Below are 24,880 nucleotides of genomic sequence, written 5' to 3'. Positions count from 1 at the left end.
AGTATGGAGATCGGTGATAATGACGTAAATAGGCATAAGTGGACATAGAGTATGAACAATAAGATCATAATCCAACAATTAACTCGCACCGAGGGCATCGAGGGCGCACTCCCTTTGCCATCGGTACATCTTCCTGGCCTGTTGACCTTCGAGGCAGCTGCCAGGCATTTGAACTTCGCGCGGGCTGCGGCAGAATTGGGCGTTACGCCAACAGCGGTATCAAGGACTATCAAAAGCGTGGAAGCGCAACTGGATATACGACTGTTTAACCGCACAACACGCAGTGTCAGTTTGACCGAGGCTGGAGCGTTCCTGAATGCTGAATTAGCGCCTGCCCTGGCGCTGATCAAAAGCTCCTTGTCACGGGTCTTAACAGCAACGGATCAACCGTCCGGCACCGTGCGCGTCAACTCTTCATACGTTGCATACCGTATCTTGATCGAACCGCATCTTCAGGCGTTCCTGGAGAAATTTCCGCTGATTAATGTCGAGATATCACTGGATAACCAACTTAGCGATATCGTCAATGCCGGTTTCGATATCGGGATACGCATGGGGAAAAGAGTGCAAAACGACATGGTCGCCGTGCAGTTGGGAGCAGTGCAAAAAAGAATTGTGGTGGCTGCGCCGGATTACTTCAGCAAGCGCGCTGAGCCGCAGACTCTGGAGCAACTGCTAAAGCACAACTGCATTCGCCAGCGGTATTCCGTTGGCGGAAGATTCTTTGAATGGAAGTTCGAAGATCGAGGTCAAATGGTTCAAGTCGATGTTCAAGGGCGTTTTATTTTTGACGAAATGCGATCCGTCCTTGATGCGGCAATACAAGGTCAAGGTATTGGTTTCGTTTTCGAGGATTTTGCGGAGCAAGAGTTGGCAAGTGGCATGCTTCGTCAGGTATTAAAGCGCCACAGTGCATTAGATGACGCATTCCATCTTTACTATCCGCATCGCAAGCACATGCCCGGAAAGCTGCGTGCGTTTGTTGATTTCATGCGCAGCGCCAATAGGACGGAAACGTCTTGATTTAATTTTCCCCATGTAGCATGACGGAAGCATTGAGCAATCGGCACACGTGATGCTGCAAATATAAATTCGTGCCTAATCTCGGCTTCGAGCCTATTTCCCACTTCAATCCATCGAGACCGCTCCAAGACTTCCGCGCAGAGTCATGTCTGCCCCTATAGTATCGTCGCGACAAGATCGCGTCGTATGGCGCGTGCTTCGAGTTCCACCTCGCCACCAGCAATCGGCGGACGCGCGCGATAGACGAGAACTCCACGGCGGATTGGTTCACCTATCGTTCCAAGCAACGCAGGGCCCCAAAGCTCCGGAATGTCGTGGGCGTGGAACAAAGCTACCCGGGTGGTGTCTTCCCAAGAAAACCCGAGCTTTTTCAGTGTTTCAGCAACCGTGTCGATGGTAAAGCGGGCGCGCTGTTGCATGGCTTGGGAACCAATTTCGCCTTCAGCAATGATCTTGTTGTCGGGTCCGATATCTGCCTGTCCCGAGAGCAGGAAGGTGAGGCCATTCGAAGTCGCGGGCGCGGTAAAGCTGAACGCACACATTGAAGTGGCCGTGGGTGGATAAAGGTCCAGTGCAATGTTGGAACGACAAACCAGGCTGTAGTCTCCAGACATCAGCGCCCACTTACGCAGTTGCTCAAGATACGGAACGTTGAAGGTCGACCATTTGTCGAAAGTCAACGGCTCGGGGACCCGCAACTCGATTCCACAGAACGCCTGAACGGGGCGTCCTACGCCTTTGAGATACGTTTCGATAAAGGCATAGGCTCGCTCGAGGGGAAGCCAGGACTGTAACTCCACGCGGATGACCTCGAAGCCAGGGTCGGGAATAATACCGGAGCAATAGGCTGCACCGCTCGGAAGAATTTTGTAATTGCCTGCGCTGTTTTCGATCAGAGCTACCGGTTGCCCGTGAGGTTGATTTGACATCAAATGTTCCTTCAGAGGATTTATGTGGATAAGACAGGGAATGTGCCACGGGGTACAAACAATACATTAAGCTATTCGCAACTACATTCCGTTTCTCCTAACCGGATGGCTGATCTATCACGTTGATAGATGCAATTTTTGGCCATGCCAGAGGAGAATTCACGGTCATTCAATCATTTCTTCGACATGGCAATGCGCCTTACTTCTTTTTAGCCACCGCCAACTGTTCCTTTGGTAATGGCGCATAGTCTGTTGGATTGGAAGAGTTAGTGACCTTCGCGATGGCGGCCTGCGTTTCAGGACTCATCGGCCAGTTCAGATTCTGGCCATGCGGCAACGCCGGCGATTGAAACCATTTTGCGTAGATCTTCTTGATGTCTCCGGACTTGAAGATGTTCGTGACGCTGCTATCGACCACCTGCTTGAAAGCCGGGTCGTCCTTGCCATAAATTAGCCCGAACGGCTCGACGGAAAGCGCATCTTTACTGACGACTAGCTCATCCTTCATTTTGCTGCCGCCTGCCAGCGAAGCGAGCACAATATCGTCATTCACGAAAGCGGCAACTCTACCGGTCTCGACCAGAAGAACTCCCTCTGCAGTATCGCGTGACGTAACAATATCAATACCAAGCTTCTGCTCACTATTGAGTATGGAGATCATCTTGATATGAGTAGTGCCGCTATTGATAGCAAGCTTCTTGCCACGAAGATCGGCGAGCGTCTGCACGTTGCTGCTGCGCTTGCTCAGAATGCGGGAACCGCTGACGTAAAATGTGGGCGAGAATTCCACGATATTCTGACGTTCTGCCGTATTGGTCGTATTGCCGCATTCGATATCGACTGTGCCGTTTTGAATTAACGGAATACGGCTTGACGCTGTCACCGGCAGCATCGAGATATTCAGTTGCGACATACCTAGCTTACGCTGTATGCCCTTGACGATAGAAAGGCACAAGTCAATCGAATAGCCTTCATAATCCTGTTTATCGGTCAGAAAAGAGAATGGTTTGGTCGAGTCTCGAACGCCAAGGACGATAGTGCCTTTCTCCTTGATTTTCTTCAAGGTTCCGCTCAGCTCTTCACCTTGTGCCGCATGACTCGATTGCATGGTTTGGCTGCCGATGATGCAAAGCGCCAGTATGAGTTTTTTCATTTCTTTTCTCCCGATGATTTCAGTAATTATTTTGCGAAGATGTAATCCATATTCGCAAACGATTTGAATTCCAGCGCATTACCGGACGGATCCAGGAAAAACATCGTGGCCTGCTCACCAACCTCTCCCTTGAAACGAATATATGGCTCGATGATGAATTTGATGTTGGCGGCTTTCAATTTGGCTGCCAGCGCTTCCCATTCTGGCAAGGACAAGATTGCTCCGAAATGGCGTGACGGCACATCATGATCATCCACCGGATTAGTTGCGCTAAGACCGGTTTCGTCCGGAGCCAGGTGCGCCACCAGTTGATGTCCGTAGAAATTGAAATCCACCCATTTTTCGTCGCTGCGTCCTTCAGGGCAGCCCAGCAGATCGCCGTAAAAGGCACGTGCCTGAGCAATGTCGTTCACAGGGAATGCCAAATGAAACAGTGGTGTCGATGTCATCTTGAGTTCTCTTTTCTAAAAATAAATTGATAATCGGTTGGCCGGCTAAGAACAAGGAACGAAGTCCGTTAGCCGGGTTCGCTCACCATTGCAAACCCTTTATGTGTCAGGGATTTAAGACAGTCTACATATATTAATTTATGATGTGAAATTATCATTTTTTATCATCGTAATTCAAATTTTTCATAAGAACAGGCTTAATCATTCGGCACATAAAAAAGAAGGGAGCCGAGCCCCTCCTTCCGAAAATATATATGTGCTGGCAACCTTACCTAGCGATCACTGAAGCTCCCCTGCCGCGAGGATCGGAAACAGGAAGCGGACTGCCGTTCACAACTTGAATGGCCTGCACGTCGGTGTTGAATCCCCCGTTCTGCACTGTGTAGCCTCGAGTCGCCAGTTCCGAGACGAGAGACGGCGGGAAAGGTGCATACGGTTCGTAATAGACGACGGTTCCTTGCGGCAATTGATGATGGAAGCGCATGTTCTTCACGGAATCTGCAAGGCTCATGTTGTAGTCATACACATCGGACAGCACCTGATACAACGATGTGAAGATGTGCGATCCGCCAGGCGTACCAATCACCATCGCCACCTGTCCATTCTTCAGCAAGATGCTCGGCGACATCGATGAAAGTGGCCGCTTCCCGGGTGCAACAGCGTTAGCGTCCCCTCCAATCACACCAAGAGAATTTGGTTGACCCGGCACCGTTGCAAAGTCATCCATCTCGTCGTTTAGCACAAATCCCGCTCCTCGCACGACCACACCGCTTCCATATGGATTATTCAACGTGTAGGTATTTGACACTGCGTTACCCCATTTATCGATGATCGAGAAATGCGTCGTGTGGAACTTAGGCTTACCCGGCTGGACACTCGCCGTAGGCGATATGGATGTCGGATTCACTTCGGCCGCACGCTGCGCGATATAAGTTGGGTCAAGCAAGCCCGAAACAGGTACGGTGACAAAGTCAGGATCACCAAGAAATTGTGCTCGATCCGCAAACACACGCTTCATTATTTCTGCGCTCAAATGAATGTACTGGGCAGTGTTCACGGACACTCCAGAGAAAAGCGAGCCATTGAGATCGGCCTTCATGCCGAGCAACTGCGCCAGGGCAATGCCGCCGGAACTCGGGGGCGGTGCGGTTAGTACCGTCATTCCTTTCCAATTAAAGGAAATCGGCTCGCGCCAAACTGCTTTGTACGATGCCAGATCGCCTTTTGTGATCACGCCTTTCCCACCGTCTTGCGTCATCGACGCGACAAGCAGATCAGCCGTCTTACCTTTATAGAACTCGTCGGCGCCTGTCGCGGAAATCCGTTCAAGCGTCGCTGCAAGGTCTGGTTGCCGGAACAATTGACCCGCAGTCATTCCACCAAAGTACTCAGACAGATTGAACGGATAAGGATAAACCTGATAACCTGCCACTGTGCTTTTGTAGCTGTCGATTTCGGCTTGCGCAGGAAGATAACCGTCGCGAGCAAGCGCTATGGCCGGCGCAAGCAACTGTTGCCACGGTAACTTGCAGAACTTCTGGCAAGCCGTCCAGAGCCCCATGACAGTACCCGGTACGCCAACGGCCTGCGCGCCCTGGATGCTACTCTGGGGATCCTCCTTTCCGTCCGCGGTCGTGAACTGCGTGTAAAAATTCGTAGACGTTGCAGCGGGCGCCATTTCTCGGTAATCCAGGAAATACGGCTGTCCATTCATGTAAATGGTCATGAAACCGCCGCCGCCGATATTGCCTGCCTCCGGATAAGTGACCGTGAGCGCGAAAGCAGTCGCGACTGCAGCGTCGACAGCATTGCCGCCAACATTCAGAATTTGCTGCGCCACCTGCGCGCTGAAGTTGTCCCCCGTTGCGGCAGCGCCGGCCGACAATGCCGTGGCACTTTCAATGCCGCCGGTCGAGCCCCCACAACCGGCCAAGAAACTCGAAACTGCTAACGTCGCAACAAGAATTGTCTTCGACATCCTATTTTGAATATTCTTCATTTCACCACCCCCCTATGTAAATTTATAATGCTTGTGACACACCTTAATTCACCGAATTAAGACCGGTTTCATCTGGAGCAAAACACGCCTCCAGTTAACGTTCATGGAAATTAAAATCCACCAACTTCTCGTCGCTACGACCTTCAGGGCAGCCCAGCAGGCCGCCGTAAAAAGCGCGTTCCTGGGTAATGTCTTCACGGAGAATGCCAAATCGAATAGTGATGTCGACCTCATCATTCATCCTCTTTCCTACCTGTCGACCGGTGACGGCAAGTCGGCTACGAACTAGGCGCGAAGGCCGCGGATTAGAATTGCTTGTTATCAAAAAAACCCTTTGTGCGTCAGGGGTTTAGGGAATTTTATATATATGATTTTGTGATGTAAAATTATGTTTTTTGATCCAGTTAATTCAATTTTTTCATAACCATGATCCGCTACCTGAAAACCTTTATCGCCGCAGCACAACTGGGATCGTTCTCGACCGCGGGCGCCAGGCTTGGCTTGACCCAATCTGCGGTGAGCATGCAGATCAGGCGTCTGGAAGATGAATTGAATTGCGAGCTGTTTACGCGCGTGGGAAAGTCTGTCACGGTCAGCGATCACGGCAAGCAGCTGCTGCGCACCGCAGAAGAGATCATCAGGCTTTTTGAATCCATGAAAGGACAGACAGAAGTCACCGCTACGCGCGGGAAAATCGACATCGGAGCCATCTCCACTGTTCAGTTGAACTTGCTGCCGGCAGCGCTGGCGGATTTCCGGACGTGCTTTCCATTAGTTGAAGTCAACGTGGTGCCGGGAACCTCGGTTCAACTGATGTCGCAAATCGACAGCAACGATTTGTCGCTTGCAGTCATGATTCGTCCCAATCTGAAAATGACGAAGAGTTTGAAATGGACAACCATGCTGCGCGAAACCTACGTGGCAATCGCACCACTGTCAGCGCGCGAGAAGACGGTCAAGGACTTGCTGGCAGCGCATCCGTTTTTGCGCTACAGCCGGCGATCTTACGGCGGCCAGCTGGTTGATCGCTACCTTAAGCGCACTCGCCTGCATGTGAACGATACGATGGAATTGGACGAACCAATGGTGATCATGGAAATGGTCAGAAAAGGGCTCGGCGTCGCCATTATTCCTTACGATCTCGCTGCAGGCGCGTCGAGCAAGAAATTGCGTATTTTACCGTTAGGGAATGCAGGATTTTTTCGGGAAATTGGCGTACTGCAACATGTCACCCCTGCCGCGAATATCGCTGCCGATGAATTGCTGAATTGCCTTACCAGAGCTGCAAAGGCAAAGGAAGTCGTTTGCACGGAAAATTTGAAATCCGATATTGCAAAAGGCGCGCGTTGAACAACGTTCAGTAATCTGCGCCTGGAAATCGCAGAATTCGGCCGACGTCAACGATGTAATTGAACTAAACATAACAGGACATGGAGCGAGAGTGTGCGGACAGTCAGATAGCTACATTTATTCGCTTCCGAGATAGCCCGATCAGTTTGCCCTGACCGCCTCACACCAAGTATTTTCGATGATACCCTTGAGCATCAACGACTCCTCCCAACGGTCGACTATATCGTTGCCGTCAGCGTCTGTAATGGCATAAGGAGGTGGTCCCAACTCGCAGGTAAAGGACAGGGTGTCATCTTCTCCTGCCCGCTTCAACCAGCTCTCCATCCCGTAACGCCACCAATCGTTGAATAGGGCCACCCAAGATCGATGCTGGCGAAAGCTCAATGGCACCTGCACCTGGTGGCCGTTGGAGACGCGGCCATGGAATCCCCAGCTATGATCGAGAATTCTGCGGATCTGAGCGTGGTCTTCAACGGAAGGTTGTTCGGGAAACTCTCGCGCCACCACATAGTGCGATAAATCGGCTACCAGTTTCAGATTGGGATATTGATCGAGTACGTTCAGCGTAAACAGCAGGTCGTTGGTCAGCCGATAACGATGGGTTTCCACCAGCACCGGAAACTCCACCTGTTCGGCCAGCCGTTGCCAACCCTCCAGGATTGCGATGGCTTCGAGCACTGAGCGTGGCCGCAGATCGGCCTGGATAGTGAGGTGGTGGCAGCCGAATTCTACCCCCAGCTCGAGCGCCGGCTTGAGGCCGTCAATATCAGTGGGGAATACTTGCCCTTCCACCTGAAGTCCCAACGGCTTGCAGGTCGCCACCAGGCGTTTGACATGCTCTCGATTGTAATAATGGTCGGTAAATCCGTCGAAACCGGCGACGGCCAGCTTGTGAATATTTTCCTCCAGGCTGCGCTCATAGCCGTCACTGTGGCGACGCTCCATGGCCCACATGGATTGGAAAACCAGAAGGCGCTTATGCATCTGATGTGCCCTTCAATAACGATTTGAGACCGACGGCTGGATCTGCCAGGGCTTCATGAGCAATGGTTCGGCGCGCCTTGATCAGTATTTCGGCTATCTTGATATCCTTCGCAATGCTATTGCCCCGCCCCCAGCCGCAGGCAGCCACAAGCTGAAGCTGTTCATTCAGGAAGAAAATCAGCAGCCCGTCGTCCGCTAGTGGGCGTTCGATGCAATGGACTGCCATGTGAGGCTCCCCGGCAATCTGCAGGCTGTAATCGAATTGATCTGACCAAAACCAGGGCAGCGCGGCAAAATGCTCGTCGTAACCCAGCAGGGTGCGTGCCACATGCTTACCTTGTTCCTCGGCATTGCGCCAAGTTTCCAAGCGCATCGTGCGCCCGGTCAACGCGCTAGGGAATTCGCACACATCGCCCACGGCATAGATATGTTCATCGCTGGTTTGCAATCGATGATTGACCTGGATGCCGTTGACGACAGCCAATCCTGCCTCGACCGCCAGTTCAACATTGGGCGCGATGCCGATGCCAACCACGATCATATCGCAGGGCACATTGCGGCCATCCTCCAATGCGACCGCTTGCACTGCTGTCGTGCCGGCAAAAGCCTCGATGCGGCTTTGCAACTGGACATCCACTCCGCGCGCGCGATGGAGTTGGAGCAGCTTTTCGGAAAGCTGCGGCGGTAACGCCCGCGCCGCCAAGCGCTCTCCAGCCTCCAGTACCGTCACGCTGCAGCCGAGGGCACGGGCAGATGCGGCGACCTCAAGCCCAATGAACCCACCGCCAACCACCACCACGCGCTGTCCCGGTAACAGTTGTGCTTTCAGTTGCAGCGCATCCTCTATGGTACGCAAGTAGTGAACGCCAGCGAGCCCTGCCCCCTGCACAGTCACGGTTCTCACCCTGCCTCCGGTTGCCAGCAACAGCTTGCTGTAAGCCAGCGTCGCTCCATCATCGAGTGCGATGCTGGAAATCTCTCTTCGGATGCGCTCGACCCTGACGCCGGTCAACAACCGAATGTCTTGTTCCAGGAAAAGATCAGCGCCACCGATGGTGCATTGGTCTGGTTCACGACTGCCAAGCAGCACTTGCTTGGACAACGGTGGACGTTCATAGGGCAGTTGCGGCTCATCGCCGATCAGCAGCAACGAACCGTCGTAACCCTGCTCCCGCAGCGCAAGCGCGGCCCGCACGCCGGCCTGGCCGGCACCGACGATGATGATAGGTTCGGACGGTCGAATCATTTGCATATCCCACGATTTTGCGTTCCCCGCGATAACAGCCTTGTATCAGGCATCAGTCCAGGTTGATCCACACTTGATCGCCTTCGACCTTGACGGTGTAAGTCGTCAAACTGACGCAGACAGGCGCTCCCTGCGCCTTGCCGGTTCGATAATCGAAGCGGCCGTTATGCTTGGGACACTCGATAATGTGGTCCATCACCAGACCGTCGGCCAGATGTACCTTTTCGTGAGTGCAGACGCCGTCGGTCGCGAAAAACGCGTCATCCGGGGACCGGTAGATGGCGAAGGTGCGTCCTTCGTGGTCGAAGCGCGCGACGTCTTCCTGCTCGATGTCGTCTACTGCGCAGGCTGCTATCCATTGGCTCATTGCTGTTGTCCTGTTGGTCGCCGTCGGCTCGCTTTACCGGCATGGCTGGTTTTTTTGGGGAGGGCTGTGCCGCGCTTTCTTGCTTATGCGTAGGTGGTCTGTTTCTGTCGGGTACTGCCAGAAGCAGACTGTTCATCGATCTGCCTCGGGATCTGGCGCTTGACGTAAAAACTCGCGTCTTTGCGTTGACGCCACAACGTGGGGATGATTTCACGGTAAGCATCGAGCAATCCCGGATGCGCAGGCGGGCATTGGTCCTTGATAAACGCGTGCAGCTTGGGCAAGTTATAGAACGGCACCATCGGGAACATATGGTGTTCGACGTGGTAGTTCATATTCATATAGAGGAAGGCGAGCAAAGGATTGAGCTGTACGGTGCGCGTGTTTTCACGGTGGTCGAGCACGTCTTCGGCCAGGCCGGCATGCTGGGTGATGTTGAACACCTGGCTCAGCGGCGCGCCGTAGAAGTGTGGCAGGACGATAAACAACGCAGGGAGGATACTGCCGATTGCGAAGCACCAAGCCACTGTACCGCCGAAGATCAACGTGTAAAGCTGGCTCATACGAATCATTCGTTTGATCTCGGAAGGAGGCACGAACGAGCGAGTGGCTTGGCTCACGCTACCGAACGCATGACGGATGATGCGCAACAGTTCGATGGTACCGGACTTGAGAAAGAAAAAGTCGGCGAACAAACCCAGCAACCGGATTGGGCGCGGAAAAGCGATTTCCCTATCGTTGCCGACGATGATCGTGTCCGTATGGTGGCGCGCATGGCTCCAGCGCCAGTACACCGGTTCGTGCAGCGCCATAAAGGCGGACAGCTGAGAAAAGAATGTATTCAACCAGCCGCTCTTGAACGGCGTGCCGTGCGAAAGCTCGTGCGAGGTGTGGTCCGACATCGAGTAAAACAGGCCGTACAGTAGAAATGCCGGCACCGCCCAGACGCTGCCCCACGAGAAGTAAGCCAGCGTCCCGCTGCCGATCAACAGCAGCAGCCAGCTGCCCAGATATTTGAGCCCTTGCCGGTCGTCGCGCTGCATCAGCTGCTTCATCTGCTTGCGATCGACCGTGCAGGCAAACCATTGCGCCGACACCAGCCCTTTGGTGGCAGCCTGTTTACCGCACGGCCCCTCAAGGCTGTAGTCTCTATCCATCACATCATCTATCATTTTCTATCATCCTTGTATCGAAAGTATCTCATTCCTAATATCAAGATATCGGACCCGCTGCAGTGACAGCATTCAGCTGTTGTAAGTATAGTTAGTTGGAAATGATCTACAATAAGGAAGACGCATTCCGCATCAGTAACTATCAATGATTCAAAATGCAGAATGATGGTTTCTATCAAATATGAGGAAATATCATGAACCCAACGATGACGGATGTAGCAAAGGAAGCCGGCGTCGGCGTAGCGACCGTCGATCGGGTGATCAACAAGAGGGCAAGCGTACGGCCGGAAACCGCACAGCGAGTATTGGAGGCGGCGGAAAACCTCGGCTTTCGCCGCGCCGGGCTGATTCGCCATCGCATCGACGAGAGAATGGCCGGCTACCGGCTCGGATTCATCCTGCAAAAACGCAGCACCCACTTCTACCGCGCACTGGGCGAAGCGCTGATCGTCGCCGCACAGATGCAAACCGCCCCGCACGGGAAAGCCATTGTCGAATTTCTCGATGAACTGACGCCGCAGCACATGGTCGCAAAGCTGCATGAACTCAGCAGCAAGGTGGATGCTATCGCCATCGTAGCCGCTGACCATCCGCAGATCAGTCAGGCGATCGGCCAGCTCAGCGCCCAGGGCACGCCTGTGTTCGCACTGATTTCGGATCTGACCGCCGAGGCATGCGCCGGCTATGTCGGACTCGATCAACGCAAAGTCGGCCGCACGGCGGCATGGGCCATCTCTCGCCTCAGCAGCGTTCCGGGGAAGGTCGGCCTCATGGTGGGCAGCCACCGCTACCTGTGCCAAGAGCAGGCCGAAATCAGCTTCCGCTCCTATTTTCGCGAATACGCACCGGAATTTCAGGTGCTGGAAACCTTGATCAGCCTGGAGGACATCCATCTGGCTCAAGTAGCCACACTGGATTTGTTGAAGCGCCACCCGGACTTGGTCGGTATCTATGTGGCTGGCGGCGGGATCGAGGGAGTGATTCAGGCTCTGCAAGAAGGCGACGGGCCACCCGGACTCGTCACGGTCTGCCCCGACCTGACCGAGATCACCCGGCAGGCGCTGATCGATGGCCGGGTCGACATGGTCATTTCGCATCCGCAGGAATGGATGGCCCGCCGCCTGGTCGAGGTGATGTCTGACGCCATTTGTGCCAAGGGCACAAAAGATTCGGTGCAGAGTATTCTGCCGTTTACCACCTACACTGCAGCGAACGTCTAACGATTACCACTGATACCGTGCGTAGGTGATCGGTTCTTCTTTTCCCGTCATCCCGCATTGTGGGGATCAGCAACCTTGACCAGGCCATCGCTATTGAGAAATTGAATCCCCGAGGTCGATCGACTATCCTTAGCAACGCCTGGAGATATGGGCGGTCCACTTCGGGCAGAGAGTATCCCAACAATTGCCTTTACGGCTCATGACTGCAAGTCCAATGACAAAGTCATTATTTTCAATCACTTGTCCATATTTTAGTTCTGCAATCAAATAATTCCAATGCGAGGAACGTAATAACTGCGCGGGTCCATTTCAGATGGCGGAACTACCAAAATAATCAGATAGACAGAATCTAGCGAACATGAATCTGTTATATGGGCCGACGTTGCGCATTACAAAACGCTATTTGAGCTTTATCAATTGCTCTCATCATTACATATGCTTCGTCGTTATTTTTTGAATGTTTGAGCAAATCCGGCCATCCGATTCGCGTCATAAAATGGACTATCGCCAAGGCCTCATCTTTCATCAGCGTGGTATGCCCGGTTGCGTGCGAAATCGTGATCGTGAATGCCGCTTCAACGTTGTCTTGGAACTCGACACTAGTCAATTCGTCCATTTTGAAAGTTCTTCATAGCAAGGGTTTATCGAGAACCAGATTACAAATCTCAGATTGTCGTTCCGCATCAATTATTTATAAATAATCGATTACCACCGGTATCAGGCTTGATTGAGCCCTGTTTGAAACAGAATTGATCAATTACGAGATTAATAATTACAGAAAACAATCTGTCCCGTCCATCGGATAATCCCGAAATAACCGTAGGGAAAACCGTACATAGAAATATGATTTACGAATTTAATAGCCGCTGGCCGCCTGCAGAAGATGGAAACGGTGCGCCGGCTGAAAGATAGCCGTGATGACCGCCGAGTTTTGGCTCACCCTTGAGCCCAGGTACTCTCGCCACATGGTTCAGACGTATTTCTGATTCATTTTCTACTGAGAAAAATGAGGCGCCGGATCGGAAGTTGAGTCCTTTCCAGTTTCGACATGGCCGGCTAAACGACGCACAAAATGACCTTCGTCATCCGCGCTAACGCTAAGGTCATACCACTGATTGCTGGATGTGAGCAGCCATCGTTCCTTCACGCTGGTATCGCCGGCGATCGTCAGAGTACGTGATGCATTGCCATAAGCATTATCGATTACCGTCACCTTTATCGCGGTCTTCCCACTGTTCTTGATAGTCAAAAAGACATTGCCCTTTATAGCATCGTAATGCGCTCTTACGACAGGTTCTCGCTTCATCGCCGCAGCCGAGATTGTTCCCTTGAATTGACGCAAGAAACCATTCGGACCGTAGACGCAAAGATCGTAGATTTCGGTTTTGGCAGCCACCGGCCATGCATCCGACAATTTCTTGCCGGCTTCGACCGTGTAAGTCCTGGGGCCATCAGAAGTGCCGCCCGCATAGATTTGAAAAACTGCGCCGGCGTTTCCGGTATTCGTGAAATCCAGCCAGACCAGGTTATCGTCAATATCGTGCCGTTCCTCGACAGCTAATGCGTAAGGCAATGCTTTGGCCCGGCGTATACCGGCTTCCTGCCGTGGCAGCACAGCCAATGCCGGTGGAGCTGGCGGCGGCAGCTTGCATTGGGCATCCGATGTGTCTTGATATCGGGACGTGTCTGGCAAACGTGGCTTACTCGCATCCGCCTTGGAGAAATCAAAGGCCGAGGTCAGATCGCCGCACACAGCTCTGCGCCAAGGACTGATATTCGGTTCTTGAACATCAAAAACCTGTTCCAGGAATTGGAGTATCGAGGTGTGGTCAAATACCTGGGAGCATACCGCCCCGCCCTTCGACCATGGCGATATGACGAACATCGGAACTCGAGCTCCCAAGCCATATGGCAGCTTATCTGCCCGATTGACGTAGTCACCGACAGTATGAAGTTCCTGCGAAACGTCGACCGTCGAGAGTCCGTTCAAGCGGGACATCGGCGGCATAGGCGGCACCATGTGATCAAAAAATCCGTCGTTCTCGTCATAGGTAACCAGGAACACGGTACTGCTCCACAAGGCCGGATTGGACGTCAGAATATTTAGCACCTGACTGATGTAACTGGCGCCATATGCCGGCGTCCGGATCGGATGTTCTGAATTAACCAACGGCGGCATCAACCACGACACCTGAGGCAAAGTGCCATTCGTCACGTCGGCCGCAAAATTTTCCAATGTGTATTTACTGCAACCGTTGATCCATAACGGCGACGTTGCCGGAGCGGATTGGTATTGTCGGAAGAAGTGCTGCAGCACATTGAAGTCGCTCGGATAGTCACCGCTGGAGGCACTCATGTCGTTCGTGCCTTGATAAACGCGCCAGGAAACGTTGTGCTCTTGAAGGCGTTCTGGATACGTCGTCCAGCTATAACTGTCGGCAGCATGCGGGATTTCGCCAGCGACGCCAGACCAGACACCGGGCCTAGGCTGGTACGTGACCGGGCCGCCGTCAGCGCCGGATGGATCGATAGTGCCGGTCATCAGATGGAAGCGGTTGGGATTGGTGGATCCCGGTACAGAACAATGATAAGCATCGCAAATGGTGAAAGCTTCCGCCAACGCAAAATGAAAGGGAATATCGTCCCTTGTGAAATAACCCATTGTCACTGGATTTTTCTTGGCCTCGATCCAGCTATCGTACTTGCCATGATTCCAGGCTGCATGCTGGTCAGACCACGCATGCGGCAAATCGCCACCGGCGCAACCCGCACTCGTAGTCTGCATTTCCATCCTGAACGGCAGGATAAGTTTGCCGTTCTTGCCCTGCTGGTGAAACACCGATTTGCCGTTCGGCTGCGGCCTGGGTATCCGGTCGCCGAATCCGCGTACTCCTTTCATCGTGCCAAAATAATGATCGAAGGAACGATTCTCCTGCATCAATATCACCACACGTTTCACGTCTTTGATGGTGCCGGTCGGAGACGATGCGGGAATGGCCAGTGCTTTTTGAATCGACAGAGGCAAGCCGCCAAGGGATAACGCCGCGCCGGTTGAACCGGCGGCCAGTTTCAGGAATCGGCGTCTGCTTTGCGAAGAAGATGTCATAAATGAAAATTGTCTTTAGTGTAAAAAGTTAGGCGATATTTTTTAACCACGATAAGTCGCCGACCGCCGCATTAGGCGGCGACGGTCATCGCCTGCGCCACCGTTGCCCAGTTTTTATACCTGCTGTCATTTGCAGCAGTCAGTTCAAAGTGAAATGTAGTTCCACCTCTCCGACCGTGCCGCCGTCGTTCTGAGAAAATTTCCAGCGCATCAATGCGCGGATGGCTTCCTGATCAAAAATCTTCGGCGGCTGCGCGCGCACGATATTTACATTACTAACGCTGCCATCCTTTTCTATCGTCACATGGGCTACCACGACGCCTTCGGTGTTGGCGGCAAGCGCACGCGCCGGATAATCTGGCTCAACCCTGACCAGGGGTACGATGCCGCGCCGCACGGCGCCTGGCTTGTCCGCTTTTGCGGAGGTCGACGCTTGCGTCCTCTGCACGACAGGCAATGCTGCCGGAGGCGCCTCTTGCTGCGTACTATCTGCCTGTAATTCCGGTTTGGATTCCACTGGGGCCGCATCAGCCTGCGGTTTCGGCGATGGCTGCGGCAAAGGTTTGACGGCAGGTTTCGGGGATTCACGTTTTTGCGGCGGCGCAGTTGGTGCCGGATCCGGCTCTCCAGGTACATCGGCAATCGTCACCAGGCGCGCAATTTTTACCGGCGCCGGCAGCGATGCCACAACCGGCTTGGCATGAGTACCCAATACCAGAAAGATCAAAGTCAACTCGACGGCGCCAGCGATCAACAGTGCCAATGGCCAGCGCAGGCTCGTTTCTGGTTCCGGCAGCAGGCTTGCGCCTGACATTGCGTAGCTCATCTGCTCACCTCAACGTTTAGCGGCGATGCCGATATCATCGACGCCGGCGGCACGGGCTACGTCCATCACACGCAGCAAATTCTCCAGCGACACTTCCTTGTCGCCGGCGATCAGTACCTCCAGCTTGGCGCCAAGGGATTGCTTCCTGATTTTCTCCGTCAGCAACGCTGCTGAAACAGCTTGTCCATCGAGAAACAGATCGCCGTCCTTCTTCACCGTGATGGTCAAAGAGGTTTTTGGCAGAGGCGCCGCGGTTGATGCTTGCGGCACATTGATCTTGATGCCGCTGGCATCGATCATCTTCAGCATCGTCACCATGAAAAAAATCAGCAGGAACATCATGATGTCGATCATCGGGATGATCTCGATATGCGGCTCGTGCGACTCCATATAGCGGGTGCGGCTCATTTTATGCCCCTGCCAGTTCAGCGCCGACAGGACGTACAAACGCCGACTGTACAGCGGCGTGCGACCCGTGGACCGAACGCACTTTGCCAACGCTGTAGTCGGTCAGGTGCAAACGGTTGATGCACATCAGTTTCAACAGATCGAGTTGCAAGATGGTCAGCCGGGCGCGTTTGTCGAAATAGCTGTTGGCGGCTACGCCTACGACCGCAACGATCAGGCCGCAACCTGTAGCGATCAGCGCATGGCCAATCCCGCCCGTCACCGCCCCCGCACTTGGCCCAGCTGCTCCCAGCACATTGAACGATTCGGTAATGCCGATGATGGTGCCGAGCAAGCCGATCAGCGGTCCCAGCGTCACGGCCGCATTCACCAGCCACAGATGCTTGTCGAGTTGCGGCATCGTGCGCACGATAGCTTCGTCTACATAACGATCCATCGCGTCAGGAGTATCCAGATGTCGCGCATCGACCACCGCCTGCAAAGTACCGCCGAACACCGTGGCGCGATAGCGGACAGCGATTTCACGCAACGCCTGTTCCTGACGATGATCGATGGCGGACAATTCGCGGTCGATCCTGGCGCCCGATGGCACGGTGCGTCCGAAAAAAGCAATGCGCTCGATGGCCACCGCCAGCACTATCAATAATATCAGCGCCAGCAGCGGAATAATGCCCATCGACTGCATGCTCAGGTCGATGAATTGTTGAAATGCGTTCATATTCCATTCCTTTGATAAATGGGGAAACTTCCTGCCCGCGGCGCGCCGGCAGGAGCCAGGATTTATAGATCTTTCGGAGCGTAGTTGAGGCCGATCCAGAGGGTTCTGCCTAACGAAAAGGTATCCTTCAACAGGTTCCGGTTTTGCCCGGTTACGCTGGTGACCGGTGAATTCGTCAGATTGCCGATTTCTGCAACCGCCTTCCATCCGGCACCGAGGTCGTAACGTGCCTGCAGGTCGATTTGCTTGCGCGGTTGCCAGTACACGTCCTGACTTGGCAAGTTGGCGTCGACCAGGCGCAAACTGGTGCCGGTCCAGTTGTAAGCGGCGTTGACGCCGAACTTCTGGTAGTTGTAGAACACCGTCAGGTTGCGAATCTGGTCTGGCTGATTGACCAGGTGATTGATCTTGCGCGTCGCGCCGGATGAGGTAATCGCGTTCAATTCGCCGTTCAGGAAGGTCAGGTTGCCGCTAAAGCCGAGTCCTTGCAGATAAGGCGACAACCAGCCCAGCGAGCCTTGCACGTAGTTCAATTCGACGCCGTTCAATGTCGAGCTGGAGGCGTTCAGCGGCTGGGTGATTGCCGCTGTGCGGGTAGCGCCGTTGTAAAACAGCGTTCCTTGGCTTGACAGGGTATAGATTTCGTTCTTGATCCGCTTGTCGAACACGGTGAGCGACGCCAGGCTGGAGTTAGGTAAATACCATTCGGCGGAGAAGTCGAGATTATTCGATTCGCGCGGCTTGATGTTCGGATTGCCCTGTGTTACCGAGACCGTGCCGTCGGTGTTTTGCGAAATCGTGGTATTCGGCGCATAGGCATCGTAGTTTGGCCGGCCGATGGTTTGGCTGGCGGCGACCTTGAGCTTCACCGTACTGGTCGCATCGAACACCAACGAAGCCGCCGGCAACAGGAAATTGTATTTCGAGTCATTGGTCTGCGACAACCAGGTGGTGGCGCCGCTGACGTTATTGCGCACATTGCCGGTGGTCGACAGCGTGGTGTTGTCTTGCCGTAAGCCGAACATGGCGCTCAGGCGATCCGTTCTGTAGGACGCCATGGCATAAGCGGCCGCTGTCTGCTCGCTATGCGAGTAATTGCTTTGGGTGCTATTGATCAGATTGGCGCTGTTGGGCGCGATGATATTGCCATTGGCGGCCAATTGCTGCCAGGCCGCTCCCGAATTGACGATCAAGAACGGTAGACCGCCACTGTTTGGCATGATAGTGCTCGACACGTAGCCGTTGCCGGCCATCGTCATGCCGCCTGCAGTCGGATAATACTGGGTGTTTGTATAGTTGTAGCTATGGTTCAGGCGGCGGTAGTCTATCCCCGCAGCAGCGCCCAGTCCGCGCGAATCGCTGTCCTGATTCCAGCGATAGTCGAGCTTGAGATTGCCTACCCGGTCATCGATCTTGACTGCCTCGGTCCGCCAGTAATACGCCTGCCAATTATTCAGATTAGTGAAGTTGGAAGGATTGTTGAGACTGACCGCAGGTTCGAATCCGGAGGTGTCGTAGCCCATGGCCAGTCCCGGTGTGCCGCTAAGCACCGGGGCCAAGCCGGCGCCTGGATACTTGAAATTGGCATAAATGTATTTAGCCAGCTCGCGCGGCTCGCGATGACTGGCTTCCGACAGCGAGGAGCGCAAGGACAGAACTTTGTTGTCGTCCAGTTTCCAGTCGATCCCGCTCTGGATCGATTCGACCGTGCGTTTGATGGTCGATGCCGAATAGCCTGTTTCAGCTTCTCCGCGCGCGAACTGGCCGGACGTCTGGGTCTGGTTCGACACTGGATTGGCGCCCGTGCTGCGGCTATCGTCGATGAAGGTTTCATTACGTCGTTCATGCATGCTCTCGCTGTTATAGCCCAGCGACAGGAAGCCATAAACATCGGGATTGAATTTTGCTTCAAGCTTGGCATTGATGCCCTGGCGTTCCAGGTTTTTCTGATATTGCCAATACTTGAACTGCTGTGGAACCGCAATTCCGTTACCGGTATTCGGGCCGCCGCTGCCCGCCGGATTGGCGATCGTGCCGTCGGCATTGTAATAGTTGTAGAAAATATTATCGGTCGTCATGTGACCGATGGAGGTGGTATTTTCCTTTTCGTAGTTTGCCGAAATCACATAACCCAGCGCCTTGTCCGGGCCGAAAGTGTTGCTGATGGTGACATCGGTTTTTTTGCCCAGCCCCTCGGCCCCGGACAGCACTTTGCTGGTGCCGCCTGCATGGCCCAGCGCTACGCTGGCGTTTAGATATGGCTTACCGCCATTGTCGAAAGCACTACGAGTAACGATATTGACCGATCCGCCCACTGCGTTCGGATCCATGTCCGGTTGCCAGGTCTTGAATACCTGCACTTCCTTGACCATCGATGCCGGCAGCATATTGGTGCGGGCGCTGCGGCTGGTCTGGTCGACCGACGCCATCGGCGCGCCATCGATCACCACGTTGTTATAGCTGCCGTCGAGTCCGCGGATGGCAATGAATTGCGCTTCGTCGCGGCCATTGATGGTGTCGCCATTAAAACTCACGGAGACGCCGGCGATACGCTTGACGACATCAGTCACGCTGGCATCGGGCAAGGTTTCGATCTGTTCTTTCGTCACCACGTCCATGACGCGGTCTTGTGTCTGCTTGGTGGCGACCGCAGCGCTGGTTTGCGAACGCTTGCGGGTCACTTCGACGCTTTGCAACCGTTCAACCCCATTGTTGCCATCGCCCGCCTGCGCTGCCGGCTTTTGCGATGCCTGATCTTGCGTGGCGCTCGTGCCGTCCGCCGCATGGGCCAGCACCGGCAAGACTGCGCCGATTGCCAGCGCCATCACCGATTGCCGTAGATAATTTTTGCACCCCTGTTGGTAGAACATGCTTTCCCCATTGTGTGATTTAGGCTTTGCTTGCAGCTGCGCTTGACCGATATGCGGGCGAAGCGACTAGCCAGAATTAGTTAATTGGAACGTTCTAATTTTTCGATACGACAGTCGCCCGAAGACAATCTTTACCCAGGGGGAAATGCGTCGTCATCGCCATCATGGCACCGATAGCGATATAATTAGAACGTTCCAATCGAGCGGAATTATGGCGTCGCTTTGTTACATGCTGATTACAAAAACAGCGTGTCGCAAAAAAATGTATTTCCTTCGAATCACCCGCAATTGATATATTATTCACGCGCGTTTTTGGTAGCCTCGAGCGGCCTCGCCGGGTTGATTTGGAGTTCTTGTCGCCAGGCGATCGGAGGCAAAGCGCACCGAAAAAATCAAACGAAAGACAATACGCATGTTGAATAACATCTGGATGACAACGTGACCCGGCTAACTATCAAAGACGTCGCCAAGCTGGCTGGAGTCAGTTTCCAGACGGTGTCGCTGGTCCTCAATCACCCGGAAAAAGTCGCTCCCAAGACGCGCGAATTGGTGCAGAGCGCGATCGATACTCTCAATTTCATCCCCAACGTTGCCGCCCGCTCCTTGCGCAACATCTCCACCAAGACACTCGCTTGCGTGATGTTTAATGGCGCCTCGTACGACAACCGTTCGGAGCGAACCCAGGATACCCACGGCAATAGCGTTGTGCAGACGCTGACCCGCGCCGCCGATCGTGCAGGTTATACGCTTTTGCAACGCAACTGGATGGGCGATGACGCCGCTTCGCTGGCATATGCCCGCGACCTCTTTCTGGCAGGCCGGATCGACGGCATGATCGCCATGGTGACCACCGCCGGACATTCCGTGCTCACCGAGTTGCAGCGCATGGGATTTCCGTGCGTGATTTACGGCATGGCCGATCCGCAATTCAATCATGTCGTGCAATCCGACCGCGAGGCGGCGCTGGCGGTAGTCGAGCACCTGGTGCAAGGTGGTTGCCGGCGCATCGCCTTTGTTACCGGCGCTAGGAAAGAACACGCGCCGGTAATACGGCGCGAGCAAGCAGTGACAACCGGCAGCGAGGCGCGTTACATTGGCTATCTGGACGGCATGGACAAATACGGTTTGCCGGTCCGACAGGATTGGATCGTGCCGGGAGACTGGTCGCTCGATAGCGGTTATCGGGCCGCCGCGCAATTATGTGGCACGGCCGACCGGCCCGATGCAATCATCCTGAGCAATGACAGGATGGCGTTGGGCGCACTGAAGGCGCTGCACGATCTTGGACTGCACGTGCCGAACGATGTAAGCGTGGTCGGCTTCGACAATATGCGATACGACGACTTCAGTATTCCGTCCTTGACGAGCGTGGATGTGCCGATGTTCGAGATGTCTGAATGCACCGTACGAATATTGCTGGATTGCATCGAAAAGCGTGGTTCATCCGATCTGGTGCAACGCGTCTTTCCGACCAGCCTTGTGGTGCGCGGCAGCACCCGTGCCGTCAATCCGGCGTCAGGCTCCATTTCAGAGCTGCCCGCTGCAGGAGAACAAAATAAATAGAGTGGGCGCTTTGCCGGCATAAACTGATTCTTGCGCGCAGTAAGATACGACATGCGCAAATAATGCCTTGCGAATCAAGAGATTTCCTTTAGTCTGGCACCAGTCGTTCCTGACTTCAGAACGCACGTCTGCATCCATTATCGAGGCATCCTAGTGAAGCGCATTGTGTTTATCGCAGGATTTGTCAGCATCCTGACACTGACCGTACCTGACGCCAGGGCGGCCAGCTTCGATTTCTGGTACAGCCATACCGGCCCAATCGCCTATGCCATCCAATCTCTTTGCGATGGCTTCAATGCTTCCCAGGAGCGACATCGAGTCCACTGTACTTCGCCAGGTACGTATGAACAGACCATGCAGAAAACGATTGCCGCATACCGTGCCGGAAAGCAGCCGGCGGTAGTCGAAATCTACGATATCGGCACTCTTGATCTGATGCTGAGCAACGCTGTTTATCCAGTGTTTCAATTGATGAAAGATAACGGTCGCAACGTCGATTGGCGCGATTACGTCAGCGCTGCGCGCAGTTATTATTCGACCTCGGCCGGCGATCTTTACTCACTGCCTTTCAACACCTCGACGGTGGTCTTGTACACCAATACTGCCAAGCTGGCGGCAGCTGGCGTGAAGAGCGTGCCGCAAACCTGGGACGATTTTGAAGCGGCAGCAGGAAAACTCAAGGCCGCAGGGCAAACCTGTCCGACAGTCAGCGATTTCAATCCCTGGATCATGCTGGAACAGATCAATGCGGTACAAGGCGAGCCCCTGGCAACGGGAAGCAACGGGCGCGCCGGGCTTGGCGCCGAGTACATATTCAATGCCGGCATTCACCGCCGCTTCATGCACGATATCATGCGTTGGCGCACGCGCGGACTTCTGATTGATGCTGCCGCAACCCGCACCGGAAACCAGACACTCGCTTTCGCGAATGGCGAATGCGCCATGGTGATCGATGCGACCAGCGCCTGGGGTGGAATCAAGGCAGCCGGCATCGTCGACGCCGGCGTCAGCCTGATTCCCGTCTATGCGGGCACGGTCCGCCATAACACGGTAACCGGCGGCGCATCGCTATGGGTCATGAAAGGCCATGACGCCGCGATTTACCAAGCGGTCGCCGCCTTTTTCGATTATCTCCGGCAGCCGCAAAATCAGATTGCGTTTGCGAAAAAGACCGGCTATGTCCCCGTAACGAAAACGGCAGGCAGAGCATTGCTGACGGCAGACCATGCACGCATTCCAGGGCTGGAGTCGGTCGATGTTGGGTTGGCATCCATGAGCATCGCCGGCAACGAATACAGCCAGGGCATCCGGCTCGGATTCTTGCCGCAGTTCCGTCATGTCTGGACGGAGGAAATTCAAAAAGCATTCGCCGGCCGGCAGAGTATCGATAAAGCACTCGACAGAACAAAGGTTCGCGGCGATCGTCTGCTAAGGAGATTTGAAGAGACCTATGCAGGGGCAAAATTGCCATAGTTGGGCAGCAACGTGAACGGAGAAAGTGATGACGTCAAGTGCAACGTTTCGCCGACGCTGGATGCCGCTGGCGCTGGCCGCGCCGCAACTTCTTATCGTATTTTTATTTTTCTTCTGGCCGGCCTGGAAAGCAATCTGGTGGTCCTTTCATCTGGTGCGGCCTTTTGGCAACGGTTCTGTCTTTGTCGGGGCGGAAAACTATCTTCGAATTCTCGGCGATGAAAGCTTTTATTCCTCCCTGCAGGCGACCGTGATTTTCACCGCCGGCAGCGTCTTGCTTGCCATCTTTATCGCCCTGCTCCTGGCTGGCTGCGTCCAACTGAATTTGCGCGGCCGGAAAATCTTCCGCCATTTTTTCATCTGGCCATATGCAGTCGCCGGTGCCGCGCTCGGCGTCATGCTTAAATTTTTCATCAACCCGGTATTGGGGCCGATGGCTGTTGTCAACAGCCTCTGGCCTGGTCTCTGGGATCCGCATCTCAATGGCTCGGAAGCGATGCTGGCGCTGATATTTGCCTTTGCCTGGACCCAGGTACCATTCAATTTCGTGGTCTTCGTCGCCGCCCTGCAAACGGTGCCGGACGATTATCTCGCAGCAGCGGCGATAGATGGTGCCGGTCCGGTACGCCGCTTCTTCGATATCCAGCTGCCGCTGATTGCGCCATTTGCATTCTTCGCCGCCGTCATCAATGTGATCGAAGCGTTTACACACAGCTTCGGCCTGGTCGATACGCTGACACAAGGCGGCCCCGGCGGCGCCACCAACATCCTTGTGTACAAGATTTTTTCAGATGGATTTGTCGGGTTGGATTTGTCAGGTTCCTCGGCGCTTTCCGTGATCATGATGCTTTGCATTGTGGTCTTGACCGCGTTGCAGTTTCATTTCTTTTCAGACCGCATGGGTTACGAGAGATAAATCATGATTGAACGTCGCCCTCTCCTCACGGCTTTCGCTTACGCGATATTGATACTCGGACTGATATTTGCGATTGGCCCTCTATACCTAGTACTATGCTCAGCATCGGTGTCGAATCAACAGCTATTGAGTAACGGCATTGCCCTCTTGCCGGGACCGCAGTTAATTGACAACTTGCAAGCGGTCGCGCGACGCACGGATATAGGCCGGCAACTGTTTAACAGCTTGATGGTATCGAGCCTGGTAGTGATCGGCAAGCTTGCACTGTCATCAATCACAGCTTTCGCCGTCGTCTACTTTCGCTCGCCTTTCAGACCTCTGATTTTCTGGACTTTGTTTGCTACCTTGCTGTTGCCGCTCGAAGTGCGCATCATTCCTACCTACGCGGTTGCATCCGACCTCTTCGAGCCGCTCAAAACCATCTTGCAATCAACCGGCCTTGATACCCTCATCGCGAGCGTCGCGGGCATCAGGATAGAACCTTCGCTGAATCTGCTGAACACATATTCAGGTCTGTCGCTACCCCTGATTGCTTCGGCGACGGGCACTTTCCTTTTCAGGCAGTTTTACCAAACGATACCGCCAGAACTCTCAGAGGCTGCGTTGATGGATGGCGCCGGTCCTATCCGTTTTTTCATCGATATCTTGCTGCCCTTGTCAAAAACCAATTTCGCCGCACTTGGCACGATAGTGTTTATCTCAACCTGGAAAGATTATATGTGGCCGCTGGTGGTCACGAGCCAGGAGAACATGCGCACAGTTGTACTCGGCATGGCGACTTTCCTCCCTACGGAATCCGGGCAATGGCCTGAATGGAATCTACTCATGGCCGCCGCTCTATTTGCGTTCATTCCACCCATGATTGTTATCGCACTGATGCAACGCTGGTTTGTAAAGGGCCTTATTGGAGTTGGGAAATGACCCGATCTTGGCCCAATTCTACTCAATAGTCGGAGGTCCCTGGCTCGAGTTTAGGTCGCTACGAGCCCTGCGAATTTCCTATAGATGAGGACTGGGACAATCTGCCCCAAACGGAGATATGCTATAACCCGCGATCAGATTTGCAATGAATACCGCCGCCAATATTCGGCATCAAAATATTACGGCA

21 protein-coding genes and 1 pseudogene are annotated in these 24,880 nt (G+C 54.0%); 7 read left to right on the top strand and 15 right to left on the bottom strand.

Annotation, left to right across the window (positions count from 1 at the left end):
• The first annotated feature begins 51 nt into the window (after positions 1–51).
• On the top strand, positions 52–1,023 hold the full coding sequence (locus tag CFU_RS01850; protein WP_014004346.1) for a LysR family transcriptional regulator: 972 nt from the start codon (positions 52–54) through the stop codon (positions 1,021–1,023).
• 155 nt (positions 1,024–1,178) lie between these two features.
• Here the strand turns inward: CFU_RS01850 and cnbZ are convergent, their stop codons facing one another.
• From cnbZ to CFU_RS24310, 5 genes and pseudogenes are all read right to left on the bottom strand, one after another.
• The gene (gene cnbZ / locus CFU_RS01845; protein WP_041741087.1) at positions 1,179–1,952 is read right to left on the bottom strand and encodes a 2-amino-5-chloromuconate deaminase CnbZ; all 774 of its coding nucleotides are present in this window, start codon (positions 1,950–1,952) and stop codon (positions 1,179–1,181) included.
• A 199-nt stretch (positions 1,953–2,151) separates the two neighbouring features.
• Entirely contained in the window at positions 2,152–3,105 is a 954-nt protein-coding gene (locus tag CFU_RS01840; RefSeq protein WP_041741086.1) for an amino acid ABC transporter substrate-binding protein, read from the bottom strand.
• A gap of 26 nt (positions 3,106–3,131) precedes the next feature.
• On the bottom strand, positions 3,132–3,554 hold the full coding sequence (locus CFU_RS01835; protein WP_014004342.1) for a VOC family protein: 423 nt from the start codon (positions 3,552–3,554) through the stop codon (positions 3,132–3,134).
• A gap of 268 nt (positions 3,555–3,822) precedes the next feature.
• Positions 3,823–5,553, bottom strand: coding sequence for a gamma-glutamyltransferase (gene ggt / locus CFU_RS01830; RefSeq protein ID WP_014004341.1), 1,731 nt, complete (start codon positions 5,551–5,553; stop codon positions 3,823–3,825).
• 103 nt (positions 5,554–5,656) lie between these two features.
• Positions 5,657–5,787, bottom strand: a pseudogene (locus tag CFU_RS24310) (VOC family protein); the annotation flags it as partial.
• 192 nt (positions 5,788–5,979) lie between these two features.
• Between CFU_RS24310 and CFU_RS01820 the strand changes: the two are divergent.
• Positions 5,980–6,903, top strand: a complete 924-nt coding sequence (locus tag CFU_RS01820; protein WP_014004340.1) for a LysR family transcriptional regulator — start codon at positions 5,980–5,982, stop codon at positions 6,901–6,903.
• A gap of 141 nt (positions 6,904–7,044) precedes the next feature.
• On the opposite strand, the gene CFU_RS01815 is transcribed toward CFU_RS01820, so the two are convergent.
• The 4 genes from CFU_RS01815 to CFU_RS01800 all read right to left on the bottom strand — a co-directional run bounded on the left by CFU_RS01815 (position 7,045) and on the right by CFU_RS01800 (position 10,672).
• Positions 7,045–7,887: a sugar phosphate isomerase/epimerase family protein gene (locus tag CFU_RS01815; RefSeq protein WP_014004339.1), complete on the bottom strand. Its 843-nt coding sequence runs from the start codon at positions 7,885–7,887 to the stop codon at positions 7,045–7,047.
• On the bottom strand, positions 7,880–9,133 hold the full coding sequence (locus CFU_RS01810) for an NAD(P)/FAD-dependent oxidoreductase (protein WP_041742921.1): 1,254 nt from the start codon (positions 9,131–9,133) through the stop codon (positions 7,880–7,882). Before CFU_RS01810 ends, CFU_RS01815 begins: the two co-directional genes overlap by 8 nt.
• Before the next feature lie 52 nt (positions 9,134–9,185).
• Positions 9,186–9,500: a MocE family 2Fe-2S type ferredoxin gene (locus CFU_RS01805; RefSeq protein ID WP_014004337.1), complete on the bottom strand. Its 315-nt coding sequence runs from the start codon at positions 9,498–9,500 to the stop codon at positions 9,186–9,188.
• An 83-nt stretch (positions 9,501–9,583) separates the two neighbouring features.
• Positions 9,584–10,672 (bottom strand): fatty acid desaturase, encoded by a 1,089-nt coding sequence (locus tag CFU_RS01800; RefSeq protein WP_014004336.1) that lies wholly within the window; start codon positions 10,670–10,672, stop codon positions 9,584–9,586.
• A gap of 194 nt (positions 10,673–10,866) precedes the next feature.
• Here CFU_RS01800 and CFU_RS01795 point away from each other — a divergent pair, with 194 nt between their 5' ends.
• Complete coding sequence (locus CFU_RS01795) at positions 10,867–11,892, top strand: LacI family DNA-binding transcriptional regulator (RefSeq protein WP_014004335.1); 1,026 nt, start codon at positions 10,867–10,869, stop codon at positions 11,890–11,892.
• A gap of 367 nt (positions 11,893–12,259) precedes the next feature.
• On the opposite strand, the gene CFU_RS01790 is transcribed toward CFU_RS01795, so the two are convergent.
• From CFU_RS01790 to CFU_RS01765, 6 genes are all read right to left on the bottom strand, one after another.
• Positions 12,260–12,508: a DUF7706 family protein gene (locus tag CFU_RS01790; protein WP_041741084.1), complete on the bottom strand. Its 249-nt coding sequence runs from the start codon at positions 12,506–12,508 to the stop codon at positions 12,260–12,262.
• Positions 12,509–12,886: 378 nt separating this feature from the next.
• Entirely contained in the window at positions 12,887–14,998 is a 2,112-nt protein-coding gene (locus CFU_RS01785; protein ID WP_014004334.1) for a phosphocholine-specific phospholipase C, read from the bottom strand.
• A 139-nt stretch (positions 14,999–15,137) separates the two neighbouring features.
• Positions 15,138–15,824: a TonB family protein gene (locus tag CFU_RS01780; RefSeq protein WP_014004333.1), complete on the bottom strand. Its 687-nt coding sequence runs from the start codon at positions 15,822–15,824 to the stop codon at positions 15,138–15,140.
• Between the two features lie 9 nt (positions 15,825–15,833).
• A complete protein-coding gene (locus tag CFU_RS01775) occupies positions 15,834–16,232 on the bottom strand; it encodes an ExbD/TolR family protein (protein ID WP_041741083.1) in 399 nt (132 codons plus the stop codon).
• 1 nt (position 16,233) lies between these two features.
• Positions 16,234–16,950: a MotA/TolQ/ExbB proton channel family protein gene (locus CFU_RS01770; RefSeq protein ID WP_014004331.1), complete on the bottom strand. Its 717-nt coding sequence runs from the start codon at positions 16,948–16,950 to the stop codon at positions 16,234–16,236.
• A gap of 62 nt (positions 16,951–17,012) precedes the next feature.
• Positions 17,013–19,775 carry a TonB-dependent receptor gene (locus tag CFU_RS01765; RefSeq protein ID WP_238531387.1) on the bottom strand — a complete coding sequence of 921 codons (2,763 nt, stop codon included), beginning with the start codon at positions 19,773–19,775 and terminating at the stop codon, positions 17,013–17,015.
• 483 nt (positions 19,776–20,258) lie between these two features.
• On the opposite strand from CFU_RS01765, the gene CFU_RS01760 reads away from it, so the two are divergent.
• The 4 genes from CFU_RS01760 to CFU_RS01745 all read left to right on the top strand — a co-directional run bounded on the left by CFU_RS01760 (position 20,259) and on the right by CFU_RS01745 (position 24,693).
• A complete protein-coding gene (locus tag CFU_RS01760; RefSeq protein ID WP_014004329.1) occupies positions 20,259–21,383 on the top strand; it encodes a LacI family DNA-binding transcriptional regulator in 1,125 nt (374 codons plus the stop codon).
• A gap of 153 nt (positions 21,384–21,536) precedes the next feature.
• Complete coding sequence (locus CFU_RS01755; RefSeq protein ID WP_014004328.1) at positions 21,537–22,856, top strand: extracellular solute-binding protein; 1,320 nt, start codon at positions 21,537–21,539, stop codon at positions 22,854–22,856.
• A 61-nt stretch (positions 22,857–22,917) separates the two neighbouring features.
• Entirely contained in the window at positions 22,918–23,772 is an 855-nt protein-coding gene (locus CFU_RS01750; RefSeq protein ID WP_238531386.1) for an ABC transporter permease subunit, read from the top strand.
• A 3-nt stretch (positions 23,773–23,775) separates the two neighbouring features.
• Complete coding sequence (locus CFU_RS01745) at positions 23,776–24,693, top strand: ABC transporter permease subunit (RefSeq protein ID WP_014004326.1); 918 nt, start codon at positions 23,776–23,778, stop codon at positions 24,691–24,693.
• Positions 24,694–24,880: the final 187 nt, after the last annotated feature.

The organism is Collimonas fungivorans Ter331, assembly GCF_000221045.1.
Classification (GTDB): Bacteria; Pseudomonadota; Gammaproteobacteria; order Burkholderiales; family Burkholderiaceae_D; genus Collimonas; species Collimonas fungivorans_A.
The sequence above is the reverse complement of the archived record's forward strand: the minus strand, read 5'-3'. Positions and strand labels throughout refer to the sequence as shown.